The following is a 24,833-nucleotide window of genomic DNA, read 5'->3' as shown; positions in this document are numbered from 1 at the left end:
CAGCGCGTCGTCCCCGTCATCGGGCGCTGCGCCTGCTGCGGATCAGCACCAGGAGGCCGCCCATGAGGAGGACGGCGCCGGCCGCGGCCGGCCACAGCGTGGTGCCCGTCTCGGCCAGGTCACCGGAGACCGCCTGCGGCTTCGTCCCCAGACTGTCTTCGGTGTCGTCGGCCCCGCCGACGGGCTGCGTCTGCGCCGCGGCGCCGCCCTCGTCCGCGTCGTCGTTGCCCGATCCGCCCTGTGCGGCGGCACTGGCCGACGGCGTGCCATAGGACTTGGGCGCCACCGTGCTCGACACGGTGGGCTTGTCGTCCTTCGGCTGGTCGGTGGCGGGTGCCTCGTCACCGGGCTCTTCGGTCGCCGGCTCGTCGTTCGCCGGGTCCTCCGTGGCCGGGTCCTCGGTGGCGGGCGCCTCGGTCGCCGGGTCGTCGTTCGCCGGCGGGTCGGTCTGCTCGCCTCCCTGGTCGCCGTTCCCGTTGCCCGGCTCGGGGTCGTCGTCCCCGGCCGGCGGAGTCGTGGGAGCCTCGGTCGGCTCCTGGGTCGGCTCCTCCTGGCCCGGGTCGCCGCCCTCGTCGGCGCCGACGCCGCACTCGCGGCCCGCGTTGATGCAGTCGACCATCTCGCTCATCAGGTCCTCGTCGAAGACGTTGATGAAGTCGCCGTGGTCGGTGACCGGCTTGTGCAACTGCTCCGGGAAGGAGTCCACCGCGAACAGCGGAGTCGTCTTGCCGCCGTCCTGGAGGCTCGGCGTGTCGACGTCGTAGACGATCCGCTGCACCAGCTGCGGAATGGCCTTGAAGCCGTTGGCGCAGCTGCCGTCCGCCGCGGCGAACGCCACATGGGTGCGGTGGTTGGCGCTGTCGATGTTCTGGCCGTCCCAGCAGCTCTGGAACTTGAAGGTGCGCACCACGTCACTGCCCTGCGGGCACAGCGGGTACTTGTCCTTCAGCTGCCGGTCCTCGAAGCCCGTGCAGCTCCAGGAGGCGTTGGCGTTGGCGGTGCCGTTGACGAACGCCTTGGCGTCACCGGTGATGATGCGCAGCAGACGCGGCATCTCGGTGACCTTGCTGCGCGGGTTGCCGACGAAGTTCAGCGTCACTTCCTTGGGAGTGACGATCTCGCCGGCGTTGCCCTCGATGCCGCCGCCGGGCGAGTTGGCGTCCTGCTCCTGCGCTCCGTTCTGGAGCCGGATCACGGGCCAGTAGTACGTGGACTTGTCGCCCTGGTCGACACAGCTCGTCTCGGCGTTCGCCAGGTCGTCGTCGCTCGCGAAGGCGTCGTTGGACTGGTTGCCGATGTAGTCGTGGAAGTGGTGGGCGCCGTTGGAGACACCGGGGGCCACGATGACGTTGTCCGAGTTGAACAGGCCGTTCTCGTTGACGCCGCAGCTGGTGGCGAAGGTGCCGCGGGAGGCGTCGTTCGTCAGCGCCGGGGCGGCCACGTTCGGCTGCACGGACTTGATGTCCACGTAGTCCGCGGCGACGGGGCCGTTGCCGGCCTGTCCGCCGTTGCCGTTCTGACCGCCGTCGCCCTGCTGTTGACCGCCCTGGTCGGCGCCACCCTGGTCCGCGCCGTCCTGTTCGCCGCCGTCCTGGGCGCCGTCCGCGCCGTCACCGCCGCCGACCTGGTCCGCGGGGACGTTCTCCGGTGCGCGCAGGGTGCAGGCGGCGAGGGCGTCCAGGCCCTCCGGCCGGTCTGCCACCCGGTCCACGGCGATGGCGATCCGCTCGATCGTCGCGCCGCGCTTCTCCTTCAGCGGATTCATGATCGCGTTGTCGGCGAAGGCGGCGTCCTGCTGGATCGCCTGGGCCGAGTCGAGCAACCGCTGGTAGGCGTCGGCGATCTGCTGGTCCAAGAGGGCCAGCTCCTTCGCGACGTCCTCCTTGGCCCCGTCGGGCACCTCCGTCAGCTTGTCGCCGACGTCCGGGCAGTCGATCGTGCCTGCCGGAGTGGACAGCGTCCGAGCGGAGTCCGCTCCGTCGTCCTCCGTCGCCGAGGCATAGACGTTGGCCCCTACCAGGCCGCCGCCGCCCAACATCAGCGCGACCGCTGCAAAGGTCGCGCGCCGTGCGCCCGTTGGGCGTCTTCGCGTGCTGCGTCCCAAGGAAGTACTCCTACGCCTCGTGATCGGTCAGGGCATCAAAATCCCCTGGCCCTATACGGAGGCCGGCCCCATGGTGTTCAACCGCCTCGGGAATTCACAGAAATATCTTATGAGCTCCGTAAACCTCACCCGAGCATGGAGGTTCGGTGCCCTCATCCCCCCTGCTCACACGGGTGGACGCGGCGCGCTCACTCCATCAGTCCGGCCGCGAGCGTCGCTCCCAGTTCCCAGCAGGCCTCGATGTCGGCCTTGCCGGGCTCGCCCGTCACCGTCACGGGCTGGGCGGCGCGGCGCCAGGCGAGGCCGGTCGTGATCGAGTCGATCGCCCGCACGGCGCCGGTCACGTCGCTGCCACCGTGGACGTAGTAGCCGAAGGGCCGGCCCCGGGTCGCGTCCAGGCACGGGTAGTAGATCTGGTCGAGGAAGTGCTTGAGGGCCCCGGAGATGTAGCCGAGGTTCGCCGGGGTGCCCAGGAGGTAGCCGTCGGCCTCCAGCACGTCCGAGGCGGTGGCCGACAGCGCCGGCCGCCGCACGACCTCGACGTTCTCGATCTCGGGTGCGGTCGCGCCCGAGACGACGGCTTCGAGCATCGCCTGGCAGTTGGGCGAGGGCGTGTGATGGACGATCAGCAAGGTAGGCACACCCAGAACCCTGCCGTCGCGCCGCCGATCAACGCAACCGCGACTCTCCGGCCTCCGAGTTGACCCTCGCGACCGCGGTCGACAGCTGATCACGCATCCCGTCCGGCAACGCCTCGCCCTGCACCGCGGTGACCAGGTCCCCGGCGAGGGTGTGCAGTTTGGTGTTGGTGTTCTGCGAGACGGTGACCAGCACCGTCCAGGCGTCGGCAGGGCTCAGGTTGAAGGAGGCCATGAGGATGCCCCGGGCCAGGTCGATGGCCGGCCGGGTCTGCATGGCCCGGCGCAGCTGGGCGACCTCGATCCGCAGGTCGTCGTCGAAGTCATCGGCGCTGCGCGTCTCCTCGGCCGCCGCGCTCTGCCCGTCCGGGCCGGCGAACAGCGCCCGCGTGCCGGTCAGGGCGAACAGCCGGTCGACGGTCGCGCTGCTTGCCTGAATGGCCACGGTCTTGCCCTGCTTCAGCGCGCGTTGGCGCAGGCCGAGCAGGATGTTGAGGGCGGCGCAGTCGCAGAAGGAGACGTTCTCCAGGTCCAGATCCACGCCGCGGACCGAGCGGCTCAGCGCCTCACGCAGGGCGCCGCGGAACCGTTCGCTGGTGTCGAGGTCCAGTTCTCCGCGCACCTTCACCATGATCCGGTCGCCGTCCGCGCGCAGCGCGGTGGTCAGCGCATGCGCCGATGGCGCCTGTGCCGCCCCCGCGGTGTTCGCACGGCCGTCTGCGTCCCCTGCGGGCTGCGTGAAGGACGTGAGCTCGGGCATGACCGCCTCTCTCCCACAGTTGCTCCCCGTCTCCTCACCAGGGTGACCCGAACTGCGGAACACGTCAACAGATACATGAAATGGAGTGCGTGTTTTTGTATACGTGAACTCCAAGTCGTAGTCTTGGGCCATGGATGCAGTTCCTGAGCCGCACACCGGATGGACATTCCTGACCAATCACGCTCGCGTACTCGCGACCATCGCCGACAACCCGGACGTCCGAATCCGGCAGATCGCGGCCCACTGCCGCCTCACCGAACGGGCCGTTCAGAAGATCATTTCCGACCTGGAGCGGGACGGGTATCTCTCGCATGTCCGCGAGGGCCGCACCAACACCTACCGCATCGAGCCCGGCAAGCTGCTGCGGCACCCCGCCGAGGCCGGGCTGCCGGTGGCCGCGCTGCTCTCGCTGCTCATCCAGGACGCCGACGATCGAGGCGACGCGCCCGACCAGCTCAGCGCAGCCCGCCCGCGGATCCCCGTCGAGGGCTCGTGAGGGTGGTGCGCCGAAGGGGGGCCGGCGCGCGACACGCGCGTGTCGGGCTCAGCACAGCACGCGCAGGGCTCCCGGCAGGACTCTGACGGTGACCGGGAGGGTCGCCTCGACCTCGCCGTCGGCGCCGTAGGGCACCTCGCGGTCGGCGGTGATGCGGATCTCCTTGCCGCGCAGGATCTCCACCTGGGGGCGGCGGACATGGGCGCCGGTCTTGAGTTCGTTCATCAGGGCGAAGAAGAGGCGGCGCGGTGCCTCTCGAATCATCACGACGTCCAACAGGCCGTCGTCCACGCGCGCGTCCGGGGCGATGAGGCGACCGGAGCCGTAGAAGCCGGAGTTGGCGGCCACGACGGTGTAGCCGGTGTGCGGGTGCTCCTGGCCGTCGACGGTGACCCGGTAGCGTGCGGCGCGCCAAGTGGTGACGGCGCGCAGTCCGCCCGCGTAGTAGGAGGCGGCGCCGCGCAGCACAGTGGCGTTGTTGGCATGGCGGTTGGCCAGGGCGTCGACACCCGCGTAGACGCTGCCGAGGACCACGGTGCGCTGGTGGACGGCCGACTCGACCTCGATGGTGTCCACCCTGCGCGGCTCGTGGTGCAGCAGCACCTCGGCCAGGGCTTCGGGCTCGGTCGGCAGTTCCAGCGCGCGGGCGAAGTCGTTGCCGCGCCCGGCGGGGACCAGGCCGAGCAGGACGTCGGTGCCGCTGAGGGCGCCGCCGATGCCGCCGGCCATGCCGTCGCCGCCGACGGCGAGCACCACCCGGCCCCGCTCCCCGGCGTCCCGCGCCAGCTCCTGGGCGTGGACCAGACTGCGGCTGTACTGGGTCTCCAGGTCGGCCCCGGCCTCCCGCAACGGCCGGGCGACGTCCAGCAGGGCGGCCGCCGAGGCGGATCCGCCGGCCGTGGGGTTGACGATGGCGGTGAACTGTCGCATCGGTGTGCCTTTCGGGCCGACGGGCGCTGCCGGAGGCGGGCGGGGTGACGGATGAGCGGGAGTGGTGCGCGAGCGGGAGTGAAACCTACGTGAGCCGGGTCAGTCCAGGGGCAGCAGGACGCCCGGGTTCAGCAGGCCGGCCGGGTCCAGGCGGCGCTTGACGGCACGCAGCGCCTCGATGCCCAGGGGGCCCGCTTCGCGGACGTACCAGTCCCGGTGGTCGGTGCCCACGCCGTGGTGGTGGCTGATGGTGCCGCCCGCCGCGAGGATCGCCTCGTTGGCGGCGCGCTTGGCCTTCTCCCAGTGCGGGAGGGGATCGTCGCCCTGCGCCGAGACGACGGTGAAGTACAGCGAGGCGCCGTTCTCGTAGACGTGCGAGATGTGGCACATGACCAGGGGCGGGGTGCCGGCCTCGGTGAGCGTGCCGTTGAGGGCGTCGCGGACGGACGCGTACAGCTCGGGCACGCCCGACCAGAAGGTCGCCGTCTCCAGGGTCTCCACGAAGGCCCCGGCGTCCAGCAGCGAGTCCCGCAGATACGGCGCCGAGTAGCGCCCGTGCGCCCAGCGCTCGCCCGGTTCCTCACCCAGCGGGGTGCCGCCGCAGGCGCGCAGGACGGCGGCGGCCCGCTCCCTGCGGTACGAGGTGTCCTCCTCGGTGCCCTCGTAGCCGGCGATCGCCATGCATCCCACGGACTGCTGCCCGGCGCCGATCGCGTCGGGCTGCGCGAGGCCGATCAGCGTCTCGGTCTCGTCGGACAGCCGCATCACCGTCGGGCGCGGGCCGTCCTGGGCGAGGCGGCGCAGCGCGGCGGCGCCGGCCTCGAAGGAGTCGAAGCGCCAGCCCTCGTACACGCACGTCGCGGGGACGGGCCGGATCCGTACGGTGACGGACGTGATGACGCCGAACGCGCCCTCCGAGCCGAGCAGCAGCTGCCGCAGGTCGGGGCCGGCCGCCGAGCGCGGTGCGCGGCCCGTGTCGACGGTGCCCTCGGGGGTGGCGACGGTCATGCCGAGGACCATCTCGTCGAAGCGGCCGTAACCGGCGGACGCCTGGCCGCTGGAACGGGCGGCGGCGAACCCGCCGATGCTGGCCCACTCGTAGGACTGGGGGAAGTGGCCGAGGGTGAAGCCCTGTTCGGCCAGCAGCGCCTCGGCGTCGGGCGCGCGCAGGCCGGGTTGCAGGGTGGCGGTGCGGGAGACCGGGTCGAGGGCGAGCAGCCGGTTCATACGGCGCAGGTCCAGGGCGACGAAGGGGCCGCGCCGGGACGGCGCGAGGCCGCCGACGACGGAGGTGCCGCCGCCGAACGGGACGACGGCCAGGCCGTGTTCGGCGCATGCGCGCAGCGCGGCGAGCACCTCGTCGTGGCCGCCGGGGAGCACGACGGCCGCGGGGATGTCGTCGACCTCGCCCTCGCGGATGCGCAGCAGATCGGGAGTGGACTTGCCGCGGGTGTGCCGGACCCGGCTCTCCGCGTCGGTGCGCACGTGCGCCTCGCCGCCGACCGCGGCGGCGAGTGCCTCGCGTGCGGCGGGTTCGAGTCCCGGCTCCGGTACGGCGATGTCCTCCAGGGCGACCGGCGCGGTGGAGCGGGGCTTGACCCCGAGGAAGTCGCGCAGGAGGCCGATCACGTTCTCGGGCAGCGGCGCCGCCTTGGCCGGGTCGCCCCAGCCGCTCCAGAGCATGTCCATGGATCTCGTCCTCACCGGTCGATTCGAGCGATGCCGTGTTCTCGTCGGCCCCGCAGGCGTTACACTGTGACACATGACGCCTATTCGTCACAACCACTCGGACAGCGACGCGGTCCTCGACGCGGTGCGCGACTGTGTCCTGGCCGTAGGGGTCCGCCGTACGACGCTGACCGACGTGGCCCGCAGAGCGGGTGTCTCCCGGATGACGCTGTACCGGCGCTGGCCCGATGTACGGTCCCTGGTGGGGGACTTGATGACCCGTGAGTGGGTCGCGGTCGCCACCGGGGCGATGCCCGAACGGCGGCCGGGCGCGCCCACGCGCGGTCTGATCGTCGACGGGCTGGTGGCCGGTGTGGAGGCCTTCCGCGCCCACCCGCTCTTCCGGAAGATCGTCGACGTCGACCCCGAACTGCTGCTCCCTTACGTCCTCGACCGCCGCGGCGCCAGCCAGCAGGCCCTCCTCGCCCTGCTCGCCGACGCCCTGCGCGAGGGCCACGCCGACGGATCCGTACGTGACGGCCATGTCGAACGGCAGGCGCGGGCCCTGCTGCTGATCGTGCAGTCCTTCACCCTGTCCCTGCGGACCATGACCGACGAGGACGACGCCGACCTGGGCAGTGAGGCCTTCCTGGCGGAACTGCGCAGCATCCTGGAGAGGACCCTCACGCCATGACCCCTGCCACTCCCCCGGTTCCCGGATCGTCGCTGTCCGCGGCCCGGCGTGCGCGCGAACTGGCCGAGACCGTCGGGGGCCCGGCGGTGGACGTCCTCGTCGTCGGCCTGGGCGCCACGGGCGCCGGAGTCGCGCTGGACGCCGCCGCCCGGGGTCTGACGGTGGCCGCCGTCGACGCCCACGACCTGGCCTTCGGCACCTCGCGCTTCAGCAGCAAGCTCATCCACGGCGGGCTGCGCTATCTGGCCTCCGCGCAACTGGACGTGGCCCACGAGAGCGCCGTGGAGCGCGGGGTGCTGATGGAGCGGACGGCACCGCATCTGGTGCGGGCCCAGCCCTTCGTGCTCCCTCTGACGCCCCTGGTCTCCCGCGCCCAGTCCACCCTGGCCTGGGCCGGGTTCCGGGCCGGCGACGCCCTGCGCCTGGCCGCCCGCACGGCCCGCGCCACCCTGCCCGCACCGCGCCGCCTCTCCACCGTCGAGACCCGGCATCTCGCGCCCGCCCTGCGCACCCAGGGCCTGCGCGGCGGCCTGCTGTCCTGGGACGGCCGGCTCACCGACGACGCCCGTCTGGTGACGGCGATCGCCCGCACCGCCGCCGCGCGCGGCGCGCGGATCCTGACCCGCGTCAGGGCGCTGGAACTCACCGCGTCCGGCGCCCGGATCCGCGACGAACTCACCGGCGAGGAGGGCGAGATCAGGGCCCGTGCCGTCGTCAACGCCTCCGGCGTCTGGGCGGACGGCCTGGTGGACGGCATCCGGATCCGCCCTTCGCGCGGCACCCATCTGGTCCTGCGCTCCGAGCACCTGGGCCCGCTCCCCGCGGGGCTGCACGTCCCGGTCCCCGGCGAGACCAACCGCTTCGTCCTCGTCCTGCCCCAGGGCGACGGCCGGGTCTACGTCGGCCTCACCGACGAGCCCGTCGAGGGAGACATCCCGGACGTCCCGGAGGTACCCGAGACGGACGTCGGGTTCCTGCTCGACGTCCTCGGTTCCGTCCTGGACGTCCCCGTCCGGCGGGACGACGTCGTCGGCGCGTTCGCGGGTCTGCGCCCCCTGCTCGACACCACTGCGCCGGCAGGCTCCGGCGAGTCCGCGCGGACCTCCGACATCTCACGCCGGCACGCGGTCCTCACCTCCTCCGAGGGTGTGATCACGGTGGTCGGCGGCAAGCTCACCACCTACCGCCGGATGGCACAGGACGCCGTGGACACCGCCGTCGCCACCCACCGCCTCGGGGCCGGCCCCTCGCCCACGGCCTCCCTCCCTCTGGTCGGCGCCGCGTCACACGCCGCCCTGGGCACCCTGCGGGCTCCGCGCCGCCTGGTCCAGCGCTACGGCACGGAGGCACCGGCCGTTCAGGCGCTGGGCGCGCGCGATCCCCGGCTCGACGAACCCGTCCTGCCGGGGCATCCCGTCACCCGTGCCGAACTCCTGTGGGCCGTACGTCACGAAGGCGCCCTCGACGAGTCCGACCTGCTGGACCGACGCACCCGCATCGGGCTGGTGCCGGCCGACCGGGCGGCGGCACTGGATGCCGTACGGGAGGCACTGGGTGAGGTGTCGGCGCAGGTGGGTGAGCCTTAGGGGCATGAGCGGAGGGGCCCCGCCGGCTCGTACGGCGTCAGGATGCGGGCAGGCGCCAGGTGGCGAGGGGCTTAGAGGTGGGTTGGGCGGAGCCCGCGCTCGGTTCGACGGTGATGGCGAGTGCGGCGGCGGGGCCTGGCGGGGGGAGTGCCATGGCCTGGAGGGCGGATCGGGACGGGAGGAGCCCGGCGGAGCGGACGTGGTTCCCGGCGGCGACGTACCAGAGCTGGTAGGTCTTGTCCGCGGGCAGCGGAGCCAGGTCCTGGCAGAAGTAGGCCGCCTGGTCCAGCCGGCGTGACACCGCGACGGTGCCGGAGCCGCCGTAGGCCACGTCCTGCTTGACGAAAGTCGTGTCGGGGGCCGCCACGAGCCGGGCGAGATCGGCGGACTGGCTCTGGGCCTCCTGGCGTGTCTGCCGCTCCTCCTGGTGCTGCCAGGCCGCCAGACCACCGAACGCGGCGGCCGCGGCCAGGCACGCGGCCAGCGCGAAGTACAGCAGGCGTGGCGTGGACCGCCGGCCGCCGGCCCCGCCCGGCTCGCGGGGGGTCGTCGGCGGGAGCTGGGGGGTCCGGTCCACCGCGTCGAGGACGCGGTCCTTCAGACCCGGTGGGGGTGTTCGGGCCGCCCCCAGGGCGAGCCAGGCCGCGGCCTCCTGCTGGCCCGCGGTCTCCTCGGCGCATTCCGGGCAGTCGGCGAGATGTCGCCGGAACGCCTCCCGCTCCGCCCGGCTGAGGGCGTCAGCCGCGTAGGCACCCGCGAGCTCGTGCGGGTCGTCGGGGATCAAGGGAGGGCTCCCAGACAGTGCCGCAGGCGGGTGAGTGCCCTGCGCAGGCGGCTCTTCACGGTGCCCAGCGGCAGCGACAGCGCGGCGGCGATCTCGGTGTGGGTCAGGCCCTGGTAGTACGCGAGCACCACCGGTTGCCGCAGCTCGGCGGTGAGCTCCTTCAGGCAGGAGCGGACCTGCTCGCGTTCGCCGAGCGACTCCACCGTCTCCACGACGTCGTCGAAGGCGGGAGTCGACTCGTGCTCGGAGACGGCACGCTCGCGGTCAGCGGACCTTCGGACGGTCCGGACGATGTCGACGGCGCGATGGTGGGCGATGGTCAGCATCCAGGTCATGGCGTGCCCGCTCTCGGGTCGATAGCGGGGGGCGCTCTGCCAGACCTCGAGCATGACCTCCTGCGCGACCTCCTCGGCGCGTGCCGGGTCCCGGAGGACTCGGCACGCGATTCCGTAGATGGGGCCGACCGCCACGTCGTACAACCGGCTGAAGGCGTCCTTGCTGCCGGCAGCGACGGACATCAGCAATCGGTCCGTCTCGGATGTACCGATGTGCCTGGCCCCGGCCGCCTGCCGCTTCGCCACACCCTCTCCCGTGTGCGTGTTTGCCCCAAACCCTCATGGTGGGTGTCACCCGCTCTCTTCCACAGTGTCCGAGGCCCGGACGTCGTTCGCATCCCGCAAGGAGCCGGGTGAGCGCGGACCTGGGCCTACGGACGTGATGTCACCGGTCCACGCTTCGTCCTCGGGGCGCCGGGCCCGCAGCCGGGGTCCCGGCGCGAGCACCGGGGGCACCAGGTCGGCGGTGTCCGAGCCGTCGGGGCGGAGCACGTCCTCGCCGTAGAGGTCCTGGACCCAGTTGGCCTGGTAGACCGTCTCCAGGTAGCGCTCGCCCAGGTCAGGGGCGATGGCCACCGCGGTGAGGCCGGCCGAGTCGTGCGCGGCCAGCCAGCGCATCGCCCCGCTGACGACGGTGCCGGTGGAACCGCCGAAGAGGTAGCCGCGGCGGGCCAGGTGGTGGCAGGCACGGATGGTGTCGGCCTCCTCGACCCGCACCGCCTCGTCGACGAAGGACTCGTCGAGCAGCGGAGGGGTGACGCTCATACCCAGGCCGGGAAGCATGCGACGGCCGGGGGGACCGCCGAAGGTCACCGAGCCGACGGTGTCCACCGCGACGATGTGGACCCGCCGGTGCCACTGCCGGAAGTAGCGGGCGCAGCCCATCAGCGTCCCGGTCGTGCCGGCCCCGACGAACAGGACGTCCAGCCCTGGGAACGAACGGGCGATCGCCGGCCCCGTCCTGCGGTAGTGCGCTCTCCAGTTGCCCGGGTTGGTGTACTGGCTGAGCCACACGTAGCGGTCGTCGAGGTCGGACAGCCCGCGGACGTAGTCGAGTCGCGCCCGCAGGAAGCCGCCGTGGGCGCGCGGCTCGGTGACCACGTGCACCTGGGCTCCCAGGGCCTCCATCACCAGCCTGGTCGACAGGTTGCAGCGGGAGTCCGTCACGCACAGGAAGCGGTAGCCCTTGCTCGCCGCGATCATGCTGAGCGCCACGCCCATGTTTCCCGACGAGGACTCTACGAGGACCGACCGCGGGGTCAGGACCCCCGACTGTTCGGCGGCCTCGATCATCTCCGTGGCGGGCTTCAGCTTGATCGAGCCGGCGAAGTTGAAGCCCTCGCACTTCAGGAAAAGCCTGCGTCCCAGGATCGACTGGAGGTCGACGTAGAGGTCCTCCTCGTTGAAGGTGTAGGGGGCGGATATGACTGACACGATGGCCTCCGCGGATCGAAGGGGCCGGGCCGGGGTTGTTCATCCGTACCGGCGCAGCTCATGGAAGAAGCCGTCCACGACGTGCAGTTCGCCGGAGCCGGCGACCTCGTCGTAGACGTACTTGCCGACGGCCAGGTCGAGCACCCCGAGGCCGAACGGCGAGAACACCACCGTCCGGTCGGCCGACGGTGTCACCTGCCCGGCCATCACGTTCGCCAGCGTTCCCGTCAGGAAGTCGCGGCTGCCCGTGAGCCGTTCGGCGAGGTGGACGGAGGTCTCCGCCCTGAGACAGTGCTCGATGTCGTCGACGATGTTGTCCGAGGCGAGCACCACCTCGGGAGCCAGGTCGCGCAGCGACACGTGCAGCACGAGCGGATGGTGCGCGAACCAGGACGGGTCGAAGATGTGCGGCCGGGCGGCGACCGTGGCGAAGACGACCAGGTCGCTGCCGCGGATCAGCTCCTCGGGGCTGTCGTGCACGACGATCCAGCCGTCGGCGCCGGACTGCTCCAGGTAGCAGCGGAAACCGGCGGCGCTGTCGGCGGACACGTCGTGTATGCCGATGGTGTCGAACGACCAGCCGGTACCGGAGAGATGGGTGTGGATGTAGCGGGCGATCAGACCGGTTCCGACGAATCCGATGCGCGTGGGGCGCCCTCGGCCACGACTGAGCGTGTCCGCCGCCAGCGCCGCCGACGCGGCCGTCCGCGTGGCGCTGATGATCGAGGCTTCCATGCAGGCGAACGGATAGCCCGTGTGAGGGTCGTTGAGGATGAGCACCGCCGAGGCCCTCGGGACCCCGGCCGCCACGTTCTGCGGGAAGCTGGAGATCCACTTCAGGCCGTCCACCCCCGCCGCCCCGCCGATCGAGGCGGGCAGGGCGATGATCCGGGACGTCGGGCGGTCGGGGAAGCGCAGGAAGTGGGACGGCGGGTTCACCGAATCACCGGCGTCGTGCAGCCGGTAGGTTTCCTCGACGACGTCCACTATCTGCTTCTCCCGCCCTTGCAGCGCTCGTTGGACCTGGCCGCCCGGCACGACCGCGAACGGCGGCACGGTGACCGGCCCGGGCGGTGCCGGGTGCCAGGTGCCGGAACTGGTGGCGGTCATGGGGTGGTCACCTCCTCGCTCGGCGGGCAGTCGGCGGCCCGCACCGGGTCCGCCATCGCGACGAGCACTTCGCGGGGCCCCTCGTACGGCTCTCTGCTGTGGGCGGTGCGGATGTTGTCGACGAGCATCAGATCGCCGGACTGCCACGGCTCGCGCACGGTGTGGGACTGATAGACCTCGTTGAGCAGCCGCACGGTGTCCTCGCCGATCGGCGCGCCGTTGCCGTAGCGGGTGTTGAACGGCAGCCCGTCGGCGCCGTAGACGTCCACGAGGTACTCGTGTATCTCGGGGGCGAGCGTCCACTCGTTGAGGAACGCGATCTGGTTGAACCAGCACGACCGGCCGGAGACCGGGTGCCGCACCACGGCGCTGCGGCGCTGCCAGGTCCGCAGTCCGCCGTCGGGTTGCCACTCGAACTCGATGGCGCTCGCTCGGCAGTAGCTCTCGACCGTGCCCGGGTCGTCACTGCCGAAGGCGTCGGTCAGGGACGCGCCGATCTCGTCGTTGTAGTTACGGGTGAGCAGCCAGCCCTCTCGCAGGAATCGAACGACGAGATCGGTGGGCAGCGCGCCCAGCACGGTGGGTGCGTCGGCCAGCGCGGTCGCCCCGCCGGCGGCGGGGGCGGTGAGGCAGGCGAACAGCATCAGGCCCGGGAATTCCAGGGTGTAGCTGAGTTCGTGGTGCATGCACATCGGCTGCTGCTGCGGCCACTTGGACGAGGAGTACACGCCGTCGGCATAGTTCTGCCGGGACGCGAAAGCCTCCTTCTCCGTCATCAGACCGGTGGCCAGCCGCCGGAAGACGGCCGCGGTCTCGTCCTGTTCGCCCAGCCCGAGGCCGCGGATCAGGACCGCGCCGTGCTCGGTGACGAGGGCGCGTACCGCGTCCCGGTGCTCGGCGGCCCAACTCGGCGCGTCACCGGCGGAGTCGGCACGAAGGATCGGGGGCTTGCCGGGCTCCAGGTCGACGCCCGGCATCGACAGGGACAGCGAGGACGGCATCTCGGTCTCCTTTCGGTTCTCGGTTCAGGAGGAAGCCGGTGGTGCGGTGCCGACCGTGGCGGGGGCCGACGGCCGGCCGGCCCGGGATCTGCCGTTGACGACGTGGGCCAGGTCGGCGAGGACCGGGTGGTGGGTGAGGTCTTTGATGTCCACGGCACGGTCCAGGGCGATCGCGAGCCGCACCGCCGCGAGCGAGGTGCCGCCACGGTCGAAGAAGTGGTCGTGCCGGCGGATGGTGTGTTCCGGTATGTCCAGCACCTGTGCCCACAGGGCGGCCAGCCGCCGTTCGGTCGGCGTGCTGGGCGTGTCGCGGTCTTCGTCGGCGGCGCGGGCGAGGTCCGGTGCCACGGCACCGAGTTGTGCCGCGAGCGCGGTCAGGGCCCTCCTGTCGACCTTGCCGTTGGCGGTCACCGGCAGGCTCTCCCGCCAGTGGAACTCCGAGGGGACCATGTACGCGGGCAGCGACCGGCCCAGCTGTTCACCGAGGACGCCGTCCTCCAGCGGGCCGGGCCCGGAGTAGAAGGCCACCAGGCGACCGCCCTGGCCGCCGGAGCCGTCGACGGCCACCACCGCCGCGTCGCGGACCCCGGGTGTGCGCAGCACGGCGCTCTCGACCTCGCCGATCTCGATCCGGAAACCGCGGATCTTGACCTGGGTGTCCTTGCGGCCGAGGAACTCCAGCTTGCCCTCGGGCGTCCAGCGGCCGTTGTCGCCGCCCCGGTAGAGCCGTAGGCCGGGTCGGTGCGGATCAGCCGAGAACGCCTGCCGGGTGCGCTCGGGGTCGTTGACGTAGCCGCGGCCGACGCAGATCCCGGAGAAGACGATCGCACCCGGGGCGCCGAGGGGCACCGGTGACAGGTGCTCGTCCACGACGTAGACACGCACGTTGCTGATGGGCGGGCCGAGGGAGATCCGTCCGTCGTCCGGCGCCCGGTCCATCACTTCGTGGTTGGTGTCGTCCGATGTCTCGGTCAGTCCGTACGCGTTGACCAGCCTGACTCCGGGCTCGGCGGCGAACCAGCGCTGCACGAGCTCCCGTTTCAGCGCCTCGCCGGTGACCGACACACACCGCAGGTCCGGCAGCGCGCGGGGATGCCGTTCCAGATAGGCCACGACGGCGTCCAGGTACGACGGCACGACCTGGAGGACGTTGACACCGCCGCGGGCGATCGTGTCGACGAACCGCGGGACGTCGAGGATCGCTTCCTGTTCGACGAGCACGGTCCGTCCGCCGGTCAGAAGCGCGGAAGCCAGTTGCCACAGTGAGATGTCGAAGCACTGGGGCGCGGTCTGGGCGACCACGTGCCCCTCGCCGATCCCCAGGTCGTCGATCTTGGCGTGGAGGTGGTTGAGCATGCCCGCGTGCTCACACATGGCTCCCTTGGGCTCCCCCGTGGAGCCGGACGTGAAGTAGATGTAGGCCAGTTGGTCCGGCTCGACGGCGACGCCGAGGTCGGCATCCGGGTGGCCCTCCGCGTAGGCCGCGTCGACGGAGAGCGCCCGGACCGCGGGCAGCGTGTCGAGGGCCCGGTCGAGCATCGTGGTGCTGCCCGGCTCGGTAAGCGCGAGGCGGCAGCCGGCACGGGAGAGCATGGTCGCGATGCGCGCGGCCGGGAAGTGCGGCTCGACGGGCAGGTACACCCCGCCGGCTTTGAAGACCGCGAGGACGGCGGCCGCCCAGTCCAGGTTCCGCTCCATGACCACCGCGACGACGCCTTCCCGGCCCAGCCCGCGTGTCCGAAGGGCCCGCGCGAGCCGGTTGGCCCGCGCATTGAGCTCCCGGTAGGTCCACCGCTCGTCACCCCGTACGGCCGCGACGGCGTCCGGATGCGCCCCGGCACGTTCCTCGAACAGCTCGTGGAAGCGGCGGTCGGGCAGTTCCCGGTCGGGTCCGGCGAGTCCTTCGAGCTGGTGGCGGCGCTCATCGGTGGAGAGCAGGCTCTGCGGCCCGTGCGCGGCGTCCGGATCGGCGGCGATCAGGGTGAGGGCGGTGAGGTGGTAGCCCGCGATCCGCGCGGCGCAGGACGCGTCGAGTGCGTCGGCCCGGTACTCCAGTCGCAGCGTGAGCGCGTCGCCGCGTGGCGTGGTCCCCACCCGCAGCACGGCGTTCTCGGCGAGCTCGCCCCCGTCGCCGATCGGGTCGAACTCGGCCTCGCTGGACGGTCCCGGCAGGTCCAGCTCACGCCGGAGTCCGTCGACGGGGAAGTCCTTGTGCAGCAGCAGCTCCGACTCGGCCCGGTGGGCGTGGTGCACCAGCGTCCGCCACGAGTCGTCGGCGACGGTCAGCCGACAGGGCAACGGCGGCCTCCCGCCCGGTTCGACGACGTACCCGGTGGTGACCTCCTGCTCGCCGGTCAGAGCGGCGAGCACCTTGGCGTGCGCGGCCAGCAACAGCGAGCTCAGCGGCACCGAGAGATCGTCCATCAGGCGGCTCAACGCCTTCGTCAGCTCCCCGGGAAGCGTCGCCTCGTGCTCGGCGGTGCGGGGCACCGGGTCCAGGGTCCACCGCGGGACCGTGGTCACCCCACCGCCGGCGAGCACGCCGCGCCAGAAGTCCCGGCCGGTCTGCGCGGACGTCGTCATGGCCGACATGCGCCCAGCCTCCTCTCGTCCTCGCCGTCGGGGCGGATCGGCAGTTCGTCCTCGCCGTCCGGGCGGATCGGCACCGCCGGATTCCCGCCCCACGACGCCTGCTGCGGGACGACCTCCCCCTTCATCAGGAAGGAGTCGGGGCCGAGCACGGCACCGTCGCCCACCGTCACGCCGTAGTGGACGAAGGCGCCGACGCCGAGGGTGCACCGGGAGCCGACCGTGCTCCGGTCGGACTTGAAGGCGCCGTCCTCCTGCGAGTGGCACTGGACCACGCTCCCGAAGTTGAGCGTGCAGCCGTCCCCGATGGCGGTCATGGCCCGTTCCGTCAGGAAACAGCCGTCGTCGAAGACCATGCGGCCGATCCGCACCCCGAGCAGCCGCCAGATCAGGTTCTTGAAGGGGGTGCCGTTGAGCGCCTTCATGTACGTCTCCGACGGCACCTTCCAGTAGCGCTCGTGCTGCCAGAAGTCCTGGGTGTAGATCGAGCAGAACAGCGGCCTCAGGGGACGGACCGCCGTGACGACGCGTTCCACGAGCACGAAGTACGCGAGGGTGAACAGCACGGCGAGCAGGTCGGCCAGCACGATCCCGGTCACGCCGAGGGGCCCGTACAGCTCCGCGGCGCCTGTGAGGAGCAGGGTGAGACCGAAGACGTAGATCCAACGCGTCAGCAGGTACCACGCCATGGTGGCGGCGTTGTGCCGGTTCTTGGCGGCAAGGCCGCGCCGCAGGTCCTGGGGGCTCTTGAGCCGGTCGAAGGTACTGTCCCGCAGCACCGAACGCGGAATCTCGAAGCTGGGTGAGCCCAGCAGCCCGACGCCCTCGCGGACCTCCCCGTCGACCGGCACCATCACCTTCGTCGCGAGGAGGCAGTTGTCGCCGGTCCTGCCCCGCGAGGGGTACGCGATCCGGTTCCCGAGGAAGTTGCGCGGCCCGATCGACACCCGGGACACACGGAACGCGGTGCTGGAGAAGTCTGCGTTCATGATCGACAGGCCGTCCGCGATCATCGTGCCGCGCCCGACGGAGCTCAGGTAAGGCGTCTCGTGCTTCATCTCCGTGCCGAAGTTCGAGCCGGTCTGCTCGACGCGGGAGAGGTCGTAGCCGAGGCCCCGCAGGTAGTGGACGATGGCGGAGCTGTCGCCGAACAGGCGCTTGAGGAACTTCCAGTTGGTCAGGAGCGCGATCGTGCGGTGGGCCTCGAAGTGGACTCCGTAGAGTCGGTAGGTTCTGCCCGGCTTGAGGAGCAGGCTGAGCAGACGGGGAACGGCGGTCAGGACGAGGAGACCGGCGGGCACGGCTCCGAAGACGAGCGTGAAGGAGATCACCAGAGCTTCGAGGTAGAACGTCCCGTCGCCGAGGACCGCGGGTCCCGGCTCCAGAGCCGTACTGAGCTGCGGGACCTCTACGAGCAACGCGACCACGCCACCGACCGCCACCGGCATGTACACGGCCAGCGCGACCAGCAGTTGGACGACGCTGTGAGCGGCCCTGCGCACCGCTCCGCAGCGGGCCGACCCCACCACCTGGTAGTCCACGTCGGTCGGCTGTGCCGGGGATCCGTGCCAGTGCTCGCCGTCGGGCACCGCCTGCCCCCGGTGCAGCGAGGAGGCGTGTCCGAGCTGTGCCCCGTCGCCCAGCGATGTGTCGATGTCGAGCACCGTGGCCTCGCTGACCAGCACGTCCCTGCCGAGGGTGACCGGGCCCGGCTGGATCACTCCGGCGTGCGCCCGGTAGCAGGAGAAGAACGAGTCCTTGCGGATGACCGTGCCGTCCCCGATGGCGAGCAGGTCGGTGCACACGGGCACGTTCCGGGACAGGACCACGGCGCCCCGCCCGACCTTCGCGCCCAGTGCCCGGAGGTAGAGCAGATAGAGCGGCGAGCCGCTGAACAGCACCAGGGGGTCCGACCGGACCAGTGTCTTGACGATCCAGAAGCGGACGTACGCGAGGCTCCAGACGGGGATGTGCCGGGTCTTCCACCTGCCGACGAGTGTCCACTTCGCGAGGACGGGGAGGGCACACAGGACCAGGAAGGCGATGCCCCCGAACAGGACCGATCGCAGGTAGGTGTCGAGCACCCCGGATCCGGCGGAGATCCACTCGTAGCCTCGGGCGGTGCCGAAGGCGATGAGGTAGACGTATCCGAGGAAGGCGAGGAGTTGCAGGGCACCGCACAGGACGTACTGGTGCCTGCCCGCCGGGGACGGCGCCGCCACCGGCGCGGGGGCCGGCTCTCCTGCCGGTGCCCCGGCCGGCGGCTCCGCCCGCGGAACGGGCGGGGCGTCCGCGAGCGCCGTCGCCAGGCTTCTGATCGTCGGGTACCGATAGACGTCCTTCATCGACACCGACGGCAGGTCGGCCCGCTTTCTGACACGCGCGCAGAAGTGCGCCATCAGCAGCGAGTCGGCGCCCAGGTCGTCGAAGAAGTTCCCGTCCACCGGCACCTGTTCGGTGCGCACGACCGAGGCCAGGACCGCGGCGAGGGTCGTCTCGATTGCGGAGGGTTCACCGCCACCGTCCAGGAGGGCCGTGGATCGCTCCCGAGCGGTGGGCAACGTTTCCGCCGGATTGTCACCCATGCACTTGATTCGACGCCGGGAGGCGGGCGGATCTCCCGGACCGCAAAATTCTCATACCGGACGCGATATTCGAGGCCGGGCATCAGGCATCGGGCGTCAGGCCTGGGGCATCAGGCGTCAGGCATCAGCCCGCCGGAAACGCCACACGTTGTCCTCCCGGAAGCCTTCCGCGCCCTCGGGCGACTTGTGTGCGCTGCGCACCGCCTCCAGCGTCTCCACGGTCCACTCCGCCTCGGGCAGCGCGAGCTCCGCCAGGACGCCGTCCAGCGTCGGGAAATCCGCCTCGAAGGGCGGTTCGCTCTGCCACGACGGCCAGCCGCCGTGCATGACGATCAGCAGCGTGCCACCGGCGGCCACGGCGTCGGCGGCCCGCTTCAGAACGCGCCGCCGGTCGAGTTCCACCGGCGACTGTAGGAACTGGGCGTTCACCAGGTCGAACGAGCCCTCCGGGAACGTCTCCCCGAGCACATGACGTTCCCAGACCGTACGGTCGCTCACTCCGGCCTCCGCGGCATGCCGTGCGGCGCGCTCCAGGGCCGTGTGGGAGATGTCGGCGCCGGTGACCCGCCAGCCACGCGAGGCGAGCCACACGGCGTCGGCACCTTCGCCGCATCCGAGGTCGAGCGCGCGGCCGGGCGCGAGGTCGCCGGCCTCACGGACGAGCAACGAGTTGGGGCGGCCACTCCACAGCCGGCCGTTGTCGCGGTAGCGGGCCTCCCAGAACTCGGCGGCCTCGAGGGGGTGGGTGTCGGTCATGTCGCCTCCGGGTGCGCAGGTGTCGTAGCGGCGGGACCGGGTCGCAGCGCGGGCTGCCCGGGCCTCGTTCAGGAAGCCTGCGCGAAGCACCCCAGGAGTGACAAAGAGTATTGCCGGTTCGGCAAAGTCGTTCACCCCGCCCCAGCCGGCCCGCTCACTCCTGCGGTGCCTCCAGCCAGAAGCCGGCGCGGGTGCGCCAGAGGTCGAGCAGTGCCGTGTCCCCCTTCGTCTCGACGGCGGGTGCGGGGCGCTTGTAGAAGAACAGCAGCAGGTCGGTCACCGGGCCGCGCGCGGTCGCGGTCGCGGCGTCGGAGCCAGCGCGCAGAACGGGCCGCTCGCCGGTGAGGTCGACCAGCCACTGCCCGGCGCCGGGCGCGTCGAAGTGGAGCGTGCGGTCGGAACCGAGCAGGTCGGGCAGGTCCGGCCGGGGTTCGAACGCCTCGGGGAAGGTGGAGTACTCCAGCCACTCCTCCACCGCGTCGATGGCGAGATCGGCGTGCAGGCGGAACTCGGCGCCGGCGGCGAGGGCCGCGTCGGCCCGGTGCACGACCGTCTCGTACGTCATCCGCCGGGCCCAGAAGGTCAGGGGCGCCGACCGCTCGTCGGAGGGGTTCCAGGCGAGGGCGTCGGGTCCGGCCGCGCGAAGGGTGGCGCTGAGCCGTGCCGCTCCCTCGGTGAGCCACGGGACGAGGACGGCGGCGTCCTCGTCGGTGTACGCGGTGAGGTCGTTGACCCCGTCGTCGGGGACCGGACCGGTGGCCCCGGTACGGACGATCTCCTCCGCCCAGCGGTGGTCGCCGCCGACGTGCCGCAGCAACTGGCCGAGGTTCCAGCCGGGGCAGGAGATCACCGGGGTCTTCATGTCCGCGCCGCGCACATGGGCCGTGAGCCGTTCGGTCTGGGAGACGATCTCGTCGCAGTGACGGTCGAAGCTCAGCGAGGTCATCACCTCATGATGCCGGAGGACCCGGACCGGCCCTGTCGGTGGTCTCGGATACTGTGTGCCGCCTGAGCAAGATCGGGTGGGGAGAGAACACCATGCAGGTGGGGGCGGGAAGAGTACGGCGAAGACTGGCCCAGGCGGCTTTGCTGGCCGGGGTGTTGACGGGCTGTGCGGGGGCGGCGGACGGCGACGCGAAGACGTCGACGAGTGCGTCGGCGTCGGCGGACGCGGAGCGTGCGAGCGATACGGCGGTCAGGAGCGCGGGGAGCATCGGCGCGGCCGGCTCGGCCTGCGAGCTTCCCGTCACCTTCGACATCGCCGAGGACTGGAAGGCGGAGGCCATCGACACCGGGACGGGTGACGGTTCCGCCGAGCCGGAGAGCGAGTTGGCCCAGGAGGTCGCCGACGCGCTCCTGCACCAGGGGCCGGTCACGGCCGCCTGCGAGGTCGACGCCAAGCCCGCGGGGAACATCGGCTTCCTGCGCGTCTGGACGGGCGAAGAGGGCGGCGACGACGCCCGCGCCGTGCTGGAGGACTTCGTCGCGGCGGAGAAGGGCGCGAGCAAGGCGAAGTACAGCGCCTTCGCAGCGGGAGGTCTCAAGGGTGTGGAGGTGAAGTACCTCTACACGAGCAAGCTCCTGGAGGAGACGAAGGAGGAGGCCGCGCTGGCCGTCGCGACGAAGCAGGGGCCGGTCGTCATCCACCTCGGCGGGATGGACACCGACGAGCACCGGGCGATGCTGCCGGCGTACGAGCTCGCCAAGCGGACGCTGCGCGCCGGCTGAGCGGTGTGGGTCCTGCACGGGCACCGGGCGAAGGGCGCCCGCGCCGGACTCGGATCACCGTCGTGGGTCGGCGCCGCTCAGGATGCTGAGCAGGAACCGATCGCGGGGGCCGCGCTGTTGCCGTTCTTCATGACGGTGAAACCGAAGCTGGTGGACGCTCCGGCGGCCAGTGTCCCGTTGCCGTTCGGCCTCACCGTCATGACGTTGCCGCTGCTGTCCCAGCTGGGCGTGCCGTTCCAGGTCGCGGAGACCTTCTGCGGGACCGTCACCGTGACGTTCACGCTCCAGGTGCTGATCGCCGAACTCCCGGCCGTGATGGTGACCTTGCCGTTGAAGCGGTCGCTCCATTCCTCGGCCTTGCTGTAGCCGGCCGTGCAGGCCGTGCCCGGCGTGCCGCCGCCGGAGGAGCCGCCGAGCGCGGTCAGCACCGCGCTGTACGCGGGCTTCTTGGCGTAGTTGCCGTCGAACAGCAGCGGTGTGCCGCTCGCACGCCAGGAGTACTTGTCGGTGACGCCCCACACGGTGATGCCGGTGCAGCGCGAGACGGCGAGGCAGGCCCGCACCACGCCGCCGTAGCTGTTGGCCTGTGCCGTGCCCGAGCCCTCGATGTCCAGCTCGGTGATCTGCACGTCGACGCCCAGGTCGGCGAAGCGCTGGAGGTTGGCCTGATAGTCGGACGGCACCGGCGAGGCGCTGTTGAAGTGGGACTGGAAGCCGACGCAGTCGATCGGCACGCCACGGGACTTGAAGTCCCTGACCAGGTTGTAGACGGCAGTGCTCTTCGCGTTGACGCCGTCGGTGTTGTAGTCGTTGTAGCAGAGCTTGGCGGCGGGGTCCGCGGCGCGGGCGGTGCGGAACGCCTCCTCGATGAAGCCGTCGCCGAGCTTGTCCTGGAAGGGCGAGCTGCGGCGGGCGCCGCTACCGCCGTCCTGGAAGGCCTCGTTGACGACGTCCCAGGAGTTGATCTTGCCCTTGTAGTGCTGCATGACCTGGGTGATGTGGTTGTGCATCGCCGATCTGAGGTCGGCCGTGCCGAGGCCGGCGACCCAGCTCGGTAACTGGGAGTGCCAGACCAGGGTGTGGCCGCGGACCTTCATGCCCCGGCTCTGGGCGTGGTTCACGATCTGGTCGGCGGAGCCGAAGGTGAAGGTGCCGCGGGTGCGCTCGGTGGCGTCCCACTTCATCTCGTTCTCCGGGGTCACCGAGTTGAACTCGGTGTCGAGCGTCGAGGAGTAGGCGGCTTCGCCCAGGTGGTTCGCCGCGACCGCGGCACCGAAGTAGCGGCCCTTCTCGGCGGCTGCCGCGCCGAGAGTGCTCGCTGCCTGGGCGGTGCCCGCGAGGGCGGTGACGCCGGCCGTGGCGAGGAGGCCGGCCATGCCGAGGGCCAGTAAGGATGTGCGGGTCACCATCTCGTCCCCTTCTTCGGGTGATGGGGCAGGGGTCATGGAGCCGAAACATTCGGAGCTCATTCCGAATTTCGCGGCAGAACCTAGGAGTCCTGCCCTCGGCCGTCAACAGACGTCACACCCGCTCGCCCGAGTTGGCCGAAGAATGCACCACCAGCCACGACACGCACGAGGGGGTCGAAAGTTTCGACCCCCTCGACGACCTATCCGCAGTCCCGCGTAGGACTCGGCCCCGCGTAGGACTCGGCCCCGCGTAGGACTCGGCCCCGCCTAGGACTCGGCCCCGGTGTAGAACGCGATCGTCGCCGCTGTCGTGGCCGCGACGACCTCCTCGTCCGCGCCCGACGCCGCGTAGGCCTCGCCCCACAGCTCGCCCGACCTCGTCGCGTACGCCTTGCCCTCGTCCGAGAGCTGCCAGGCCTCGGATTCCTCCCTGCTCATCCCGCCACCACCGGCGAGGTGCATGCCGAGGCCGAGCAGCGCGCCGTCCCAGCCGACACCCACGGCGCCCGGCCCGAAGCGGTCCCAGAAGTCGGGCGGCACCACGGCCACATGCTCCAGCTCCAGCACCGTGCGCTCGGCCCCTTCCGGGGTGAGCCGCACCTCGACCTCACTGAAACCCGGATCGGGCCCGAACAGCCAGCTGACGCGCAGCTTGGACGGCTCCTGGCACTCCAGGATCTCCCCGCCGGCCTGACCCTCCAGCTGGTAGCGCCCGCCCACCTTGAACTCCCCGCTCACGGGCAGGAACCAGCGGCCGATGCGCTCCGGCGACGTCACCGCGTCCCACACGTCGGCGACATCGGCGTCGAAGGTCCGCCGCATCAGCACCGTCCGGGCCTCGCCGGCCTCGACCTGCCGTACACCGACCTGCCGGTGCAGTCGGTTCAGCTCGTCGACGATCTCACTCATCCTCGTCCGCTTCCTTTCTCAGTCTGCGCTCGCGCCTGCCTCGCGCGAGTTCCGTTCCGAGGGCGTCCAGTCGCTGCTCCCAGAAACCCCGGAACCTCTCCAGCCATGCGTCCACCTCGCGCAGCGGAGCGGCGTCGACGGCGTACAGCCGCCGGGTGCCCTCCGCCCGCACGGACGCGAAGCCGCTCTCGCGCAGCACCCGCAGGTGTTGCGAGACGGCAGGCTGCGAGATCCCGAACTCGTCCTGGATCACGGCACTGATGTCGCCCGACGCCTGCTCGCCGGACGCGAGCAGCTCCAATATCCGGCGTCGCACCGGATCACCCAGCACATCGAAGGCGTGCACGGATGCCACTATGCCAGCACCCGCTTATATAAGGCAAGGCTTAAATAGAACCCGGGGGCGGGCCGGGGCCCGGACGGGGTGCGCAGTGGCTATGCGCGGTCGGTGAGGAAGCGGTCGAGTGCCGTCGTCAGCTCGGCGGGCTTCTCCACGGGCAGTTCGTGGCCGGCGTCGACGACGCGGACGACCGCGTCCGGGTAGGCCTTGGCCATGCGCAGCATCTGGGACAGGGGCAGCTGGATGTCGTGGTAGCCGTGCACCATCAGCGTGGGCGTCGTGATGTCGCCGACCTTGTCCAGCACGTCGAAGGCGCGCATGGCGCCGTAGAGCGTCATGACGACGTCCCGCGGTGTGTCGGCGGAGGCGCGGATGTACTCGCGGATCTCCTCCCGCGGGTACCCGGGGGCGAAGGCGCGCTGGATGTTGGTGGCGACGAACAGCTTGAACGGGACGAGCGTGGAGGCGGCCATCAGCAGGGCGCGGCCACGGCTGTAGGCCATCTTTCCGATGGAGTTCACCAGCACCATGCGCTCGACCCGCTCGGGGTGGGCGAGCGCGATGGTCTGGGCGATCATGCCGCCCATGGAGTGTCCGACGATCACGAACCGCTCGATCTCCAGGTGCCCGAGGAGCGCGAGGACGTCCTCGGCCAGGGCGTCGATCGTGCGCACTCCCGCGCCGCTGCTCTCGCCGTGTCCGCGCAGGTCGAGCCGGACGACGCGCCGCGTCTTGGAGAAGTGGGCCAGCTGGTGGTCCCAGCGGTGCCGGTCCGCCGTCCAGCCGTGGACGAACACCAGGGGCACACCCTCGCTGTCGCGGGGGCCCTCGTCGTCGTACGTCAGTCTCGCGGCGTCGACTTCGAGCTGCGGCATGGCTGGCCTCCTGGAGTGCGCTACCGGTTACTGACCGGTACGGTATCCGTCCGTCCCGGCTCCCGTCACCGGCGTTCACCCAGGAAGTCAAGGATGTGACCC

At 71.3% G+C, this 24,833-nt stretch carries 22 protein-coding genes; 4 read left to right on the top strand and 18 right to left on the bottom strand.

What is annotated here, in order from left to right; genetic code table 11:
* Positions 1 to 16: 16 nt before the first annotated feature.
* From ACIQWG_RS04980 to ACIQWG_RS04970, 3 genes are all read right to left on the bottom strand, one after another.
* Positions 17 to 2,038, bottom strand: coding sequence for a DUF1996 domain-containing protein (locus tag ACIQWG_RS04980; RefSeq protein ID WP_404090250.1), 2,022 nt, complete (start codon positions 2,036 to 2,038; stop codon positions 17 to 19).
* 254 nt (positions 2,039 to 2,292) lie between these two features.
* On the bottom strand, positions 2,293 to 2,745 hold the full coding sequence (locus ACIQWG_RS04975; protein ID WP_404090248.1) for a flavodoxin family protein: 453 nt from the start codon (positions 2,743 to 2,745) through the stop codon (positions 2,293 to 2,295).
* Positions 2,746 to 2,773: 28 nt separating this feature from the next.
* Positions 2,774 to 3,502 carry an anti-sigma factor antagonist gene (locus ACIQWG_RS04970; protein WP_404090246.1) on the bottom strand — a complete coding sequence of 243 codons (729 nt, stop codon included), beginning with the start codon at positions 3,500 to 3,502 and terminating at the stop codon, positions 2,774 to 2,776.
* Positions 3,503 to 3,632: 130 nt separating this feature from the next.
* Between ACIQWG_RS04970 and ACIQWG_RS04965 the strand changes: the two genes are divergently transcribed.
* On the top strand, positions 3,633 to 3,998 hold the full coding sequence (locus tag ACIQWG_RS04965; protein ID WP_404090244.1) for a helix-turn-helix transcriptional regulator: 366 nt from the start codon (positions 3,633 to 3,635) through the stop codon (positions 3,996 to 3,998).
* 48 nt (positions 3,999 to 4,046) lie between these two features.
* On the opposite strand, the gene ACIQWG_RS04960 is transcribed toward ACIQWG_RS04965, so the two are convergent.
* Both ACIQWG_RS04960 and ACIQWG_RS04955 read right to left on the bottom strand, forming a co-directional pair.
* On the bottom strand, positions 4,047 to 4,928 hold the full coding sequence (locus ACIQWG_RS04960; protein ID WP_404090242.1) for a YegS/Rv2252/BmrU family lipid kinase: 882 nt from the start codon (positions 4,926 to 4,928) through the stop codon (positions 4,047 to 4,049).
* A gap of 99 nt (positions 4,929 to 5,027) precedes the next feature.
* A complete protein-coding gene (locus tag ACIQWG_RS04955; protein WP_404090240.1) occupies positions 5,028 to 6,617 on the bottom strand; it encodes an FAD-binding oxidoreductase in 1,590 nt (529 codons plus the stop codon).
* A 73-nt stretch (positions 6,618 to 6,690) separates the two neighbouring features.
* Between ACIQWG_RS04955 and ACIQWG_RS04950 the strand changes: the two genes are divergently transcribed.
* Together ACIQWG_RS04950 and ACIQWG_RS04945 are read left to right on the top strand one after the other, a co-directional pair.
* Entirely contained in the window at positions 6,691 to 7,290 is a 600-nt protein-coding gene (locus tag ACIQWG_RS04950) for a TetR/AcrR family transcriptional regulator (protein ID WP_404090238.1), read from the top strand.
* Positions 7,287 to 8,876 carry a glycerol-3-phosphate dehydrogenase/oxidase gene (locus ACIQWG_RS04945; protein ID WP_404090237.1) on the top strand — a complete coding sequence of 530 codons (1,590 nt, stop codon included), beginning with the start codon at positions 7,287 to 7,289 and terminating at the stop codon, positions 8,874 to 8,876. The genes ACIQWG_RS04950 and ACIQWG_RS04945 overlap by 4 nt, the downstream gene beginning before the upstream one ends.
* A 37-nt stretch (positions 8,877 to 8,913) precedes the next feature.
* Here the strand turns inward: ACIQWG_RS04945 and ACIQWG_RS04940 are convergent, their stop codons facing one another.
* From ACIQWG_RS04940 to ACIQWG_RS04900, 9 genes are all read right to left on the bottom strand, one after another.
* A complete protein-coding gene (locus ACIQWG_RS04940) occupies positions 8,914 to 9,660 on the bottom strand; it encodes an anti-sigma factor domain-containing protein (RefSeq protein WP_404090235.1) in 747 nt (248 codons plus the stop codon).
* Entirely contained in the window at positions 9,657 to 10,241 is a 585-nt protein-coding gene (gene sigK, locus ACIQWG_RS04935; RefSeq protein ID WP_404090233.1) for an ECF RNA polymerase sigma factor SigK, read from the bottom strand. Before sigK ends, ACIQWG_RS04940 begins: the two co-directional genes overlap by 4 nt.
* 45 nt (positions 10,242 to 10,286) lie before the next feature.
* A complete protein-coding gene (sbnA, locus tag ACIQWG_RS04930; protein WP_404090231.1) occupies positions 10,287 to 11,429 on the bottom strand; it encodes a 2,3-diaminopropionate biosynthesis protein SbnA in 1,143 nt (380 codons plus the stop codon).
* Positions 11,430 to 11,468: 39 nt separating this feature from the next.
* Positions 11,469 to 12,539: a 2,3-diaminopropionate biosynthesis protein SbnB gene (gene sbnB, locus ACIQWG_RS04925; protein WP_404090229.1), complete on the bottom strand. Its 1,071-nt coding sequence runs from the start codon at positions 12,537 to 12,539 to the stop codon at positions 11,469 to 11,471.
* On the bottom strand, positions 12,536 to 13,540 hold the full coding sequence (locus tag ACIQWG_RS04920) for a TauD/TfdA family dioxygenase (RefSeq protein WP_404090227.1): 1,005 nt from the start codon (positions 13,538 to 13,540) through the stop codon (positions 12,536 to 12,538). Before ACIQWG_RS04920 ends, sbnB begins: the two co-directional genes overlap by 4 nt.
* 24 nt (positions 13,541 to 13,564) lie before the next feature.
* Entirely contained in the window at positions 13,565 to 16,123 is a 2,559-nt protein-coding gene (locus ACIQWG_RS04915; protein WP_404090813.1) for an amino acid adenylation domain-containing protein, read from the bottom strand.
* On the bottom strand, positions 16,120 to 18,714 hold the full coding sequence (locus ACIQWG_RS04910; protein WP_404090225.1) for a Pls/PosA family non-ribosomal peptide synthetase: 2,595 nt from the start codon (positions 18,712 to 18,714) through the stop codon (positions 16,120 to 16,122). The genes ACIQWG_RS04915 and ACIQWG_RS04910 overlap by 4 nt, the downstream gene beginning before the upstream one ends.
* Before the next feature lie 117 nt (positions 18,715 to 18,831).
* Positions 18,832 to 19,470, bottom strand: coding sequence for a class I SAM-dependent methyltransferase (locus ACIQWG_RS04905; protein WP_404090223.1), 639 nt, complete (start codon positions 19,468 to 19,470; stop codon positions 18,832 to 18,834).
* 154 nt (positions 19,471 to 19,624) lie between these two features.
* On the bottom strand, positions 19,625 to 20,416 hold the full coding sequence (locus ACIQWG_RS04900; protein ID WP_404090221.1) for a maleylpyruvate isomerase family mycothiol-dependent enzyme: 792 nt from the start codon (positions 20,414 to 20,416) through the stop codon (positions 19,625 to 19,627).
* Between the two features lie 92 nt (positions 20,417 to 20,508).
* On the opposite strand from ACIQWG_RS04900, the gene ACIQWG_RS04895 reads away from it, so the two are divergent.
* The gene (locus tag ACIQWG_RS04895) at positions 20,509 to 21,198 is read left to right on the top strand and encodes a lipoprotein (RefSeq protein ID WP_404090219.1); all 690 of its coding nucleotides are present in this window, start codon (positions 20,509 to 20,511) and stop codon (positions 21,196 to 21,198) included.
* Positions 21,199 to 21,275: 77 nt separating this feature from the next.
* Here ACIQWG_RS04895 and ACIQWG_RS04890 read toward each other — a convergent pair whose 3' ends face one another.
* From ACIQWG_RS04890 to ACIQWG_RS04875, 4 genes are all read right to left on the bottom strand, one after another.
* Positions 21,276 to 22,607, bottom strand: a complete 1,332-nt coding sequence (locus tag ACIQWG_RS04890) for an endo-1,4-beta-xylanase (RefSeq protein WP_404090217.1) — start codon at positions 22,605 to 22,607, stop codon at positions 21,276 to 21,278.
* A 267-nt stretch (positions 22,608 to 22,874) separates the two neighbouring features.
* Positions 22,875 to 23,516, bottom strand: coding sequence for an SRPBCC family protein (locus ACIQWG_RS04885; RefSeq protein ID WP_404090215.1), 642 nt, complete (start codon positions 23,514 to 23,516; stop codon positions 22,875 to 22,877).
* Positions 23,509 to 23,871 carry an ArsR/SmtB family transcription factor gene (locus ACIQWG_RS04880; RefSeq protein ID WP_404090213.1) on the bottom strand — a complete coding sequence of 121 codons (363 nt, stop codon included), beginning with the start codon at positions 23,869 to 23,871 and terminating at the stop codon, positions 23,509 to 23,511. Before ACIQWG_RS04880 ends, ACIQWG_RS04885 begins: the two co-directional genes overlap by 8 nt.
* Positions 23,872 to 23,951: 80 nt before the next feature.
* Positions 23,952 to 24,731 carry an alpha/beta fold hydrolase gene (locus ACIQWG_RS04875; protein ID WP_404090211.1) on the bottom strand — a complete coding sequence of 260 codons (780 nt, stop codon included), beginning with the start codon at positions 24,729 to 24,731 and terminating at the stop codon, positions 23,952 to 23,954.
* Positions 24,732 to 24,833 lie beyond the last annotated feature (102 nt).

The organism is Streptomyces sp. NPDC098781 (assembly GCF_044759995.1).
Classification (GTDB): Bacteria; Actinomycetota; Actinomycetes; order Streptomycetales; family Streptomycetaceae; genus Streptomyces.
Note: the sequence above shows the minus strand (reverse complement) of the source record. Positions and strands in the feature narration are given on the sequence as shown.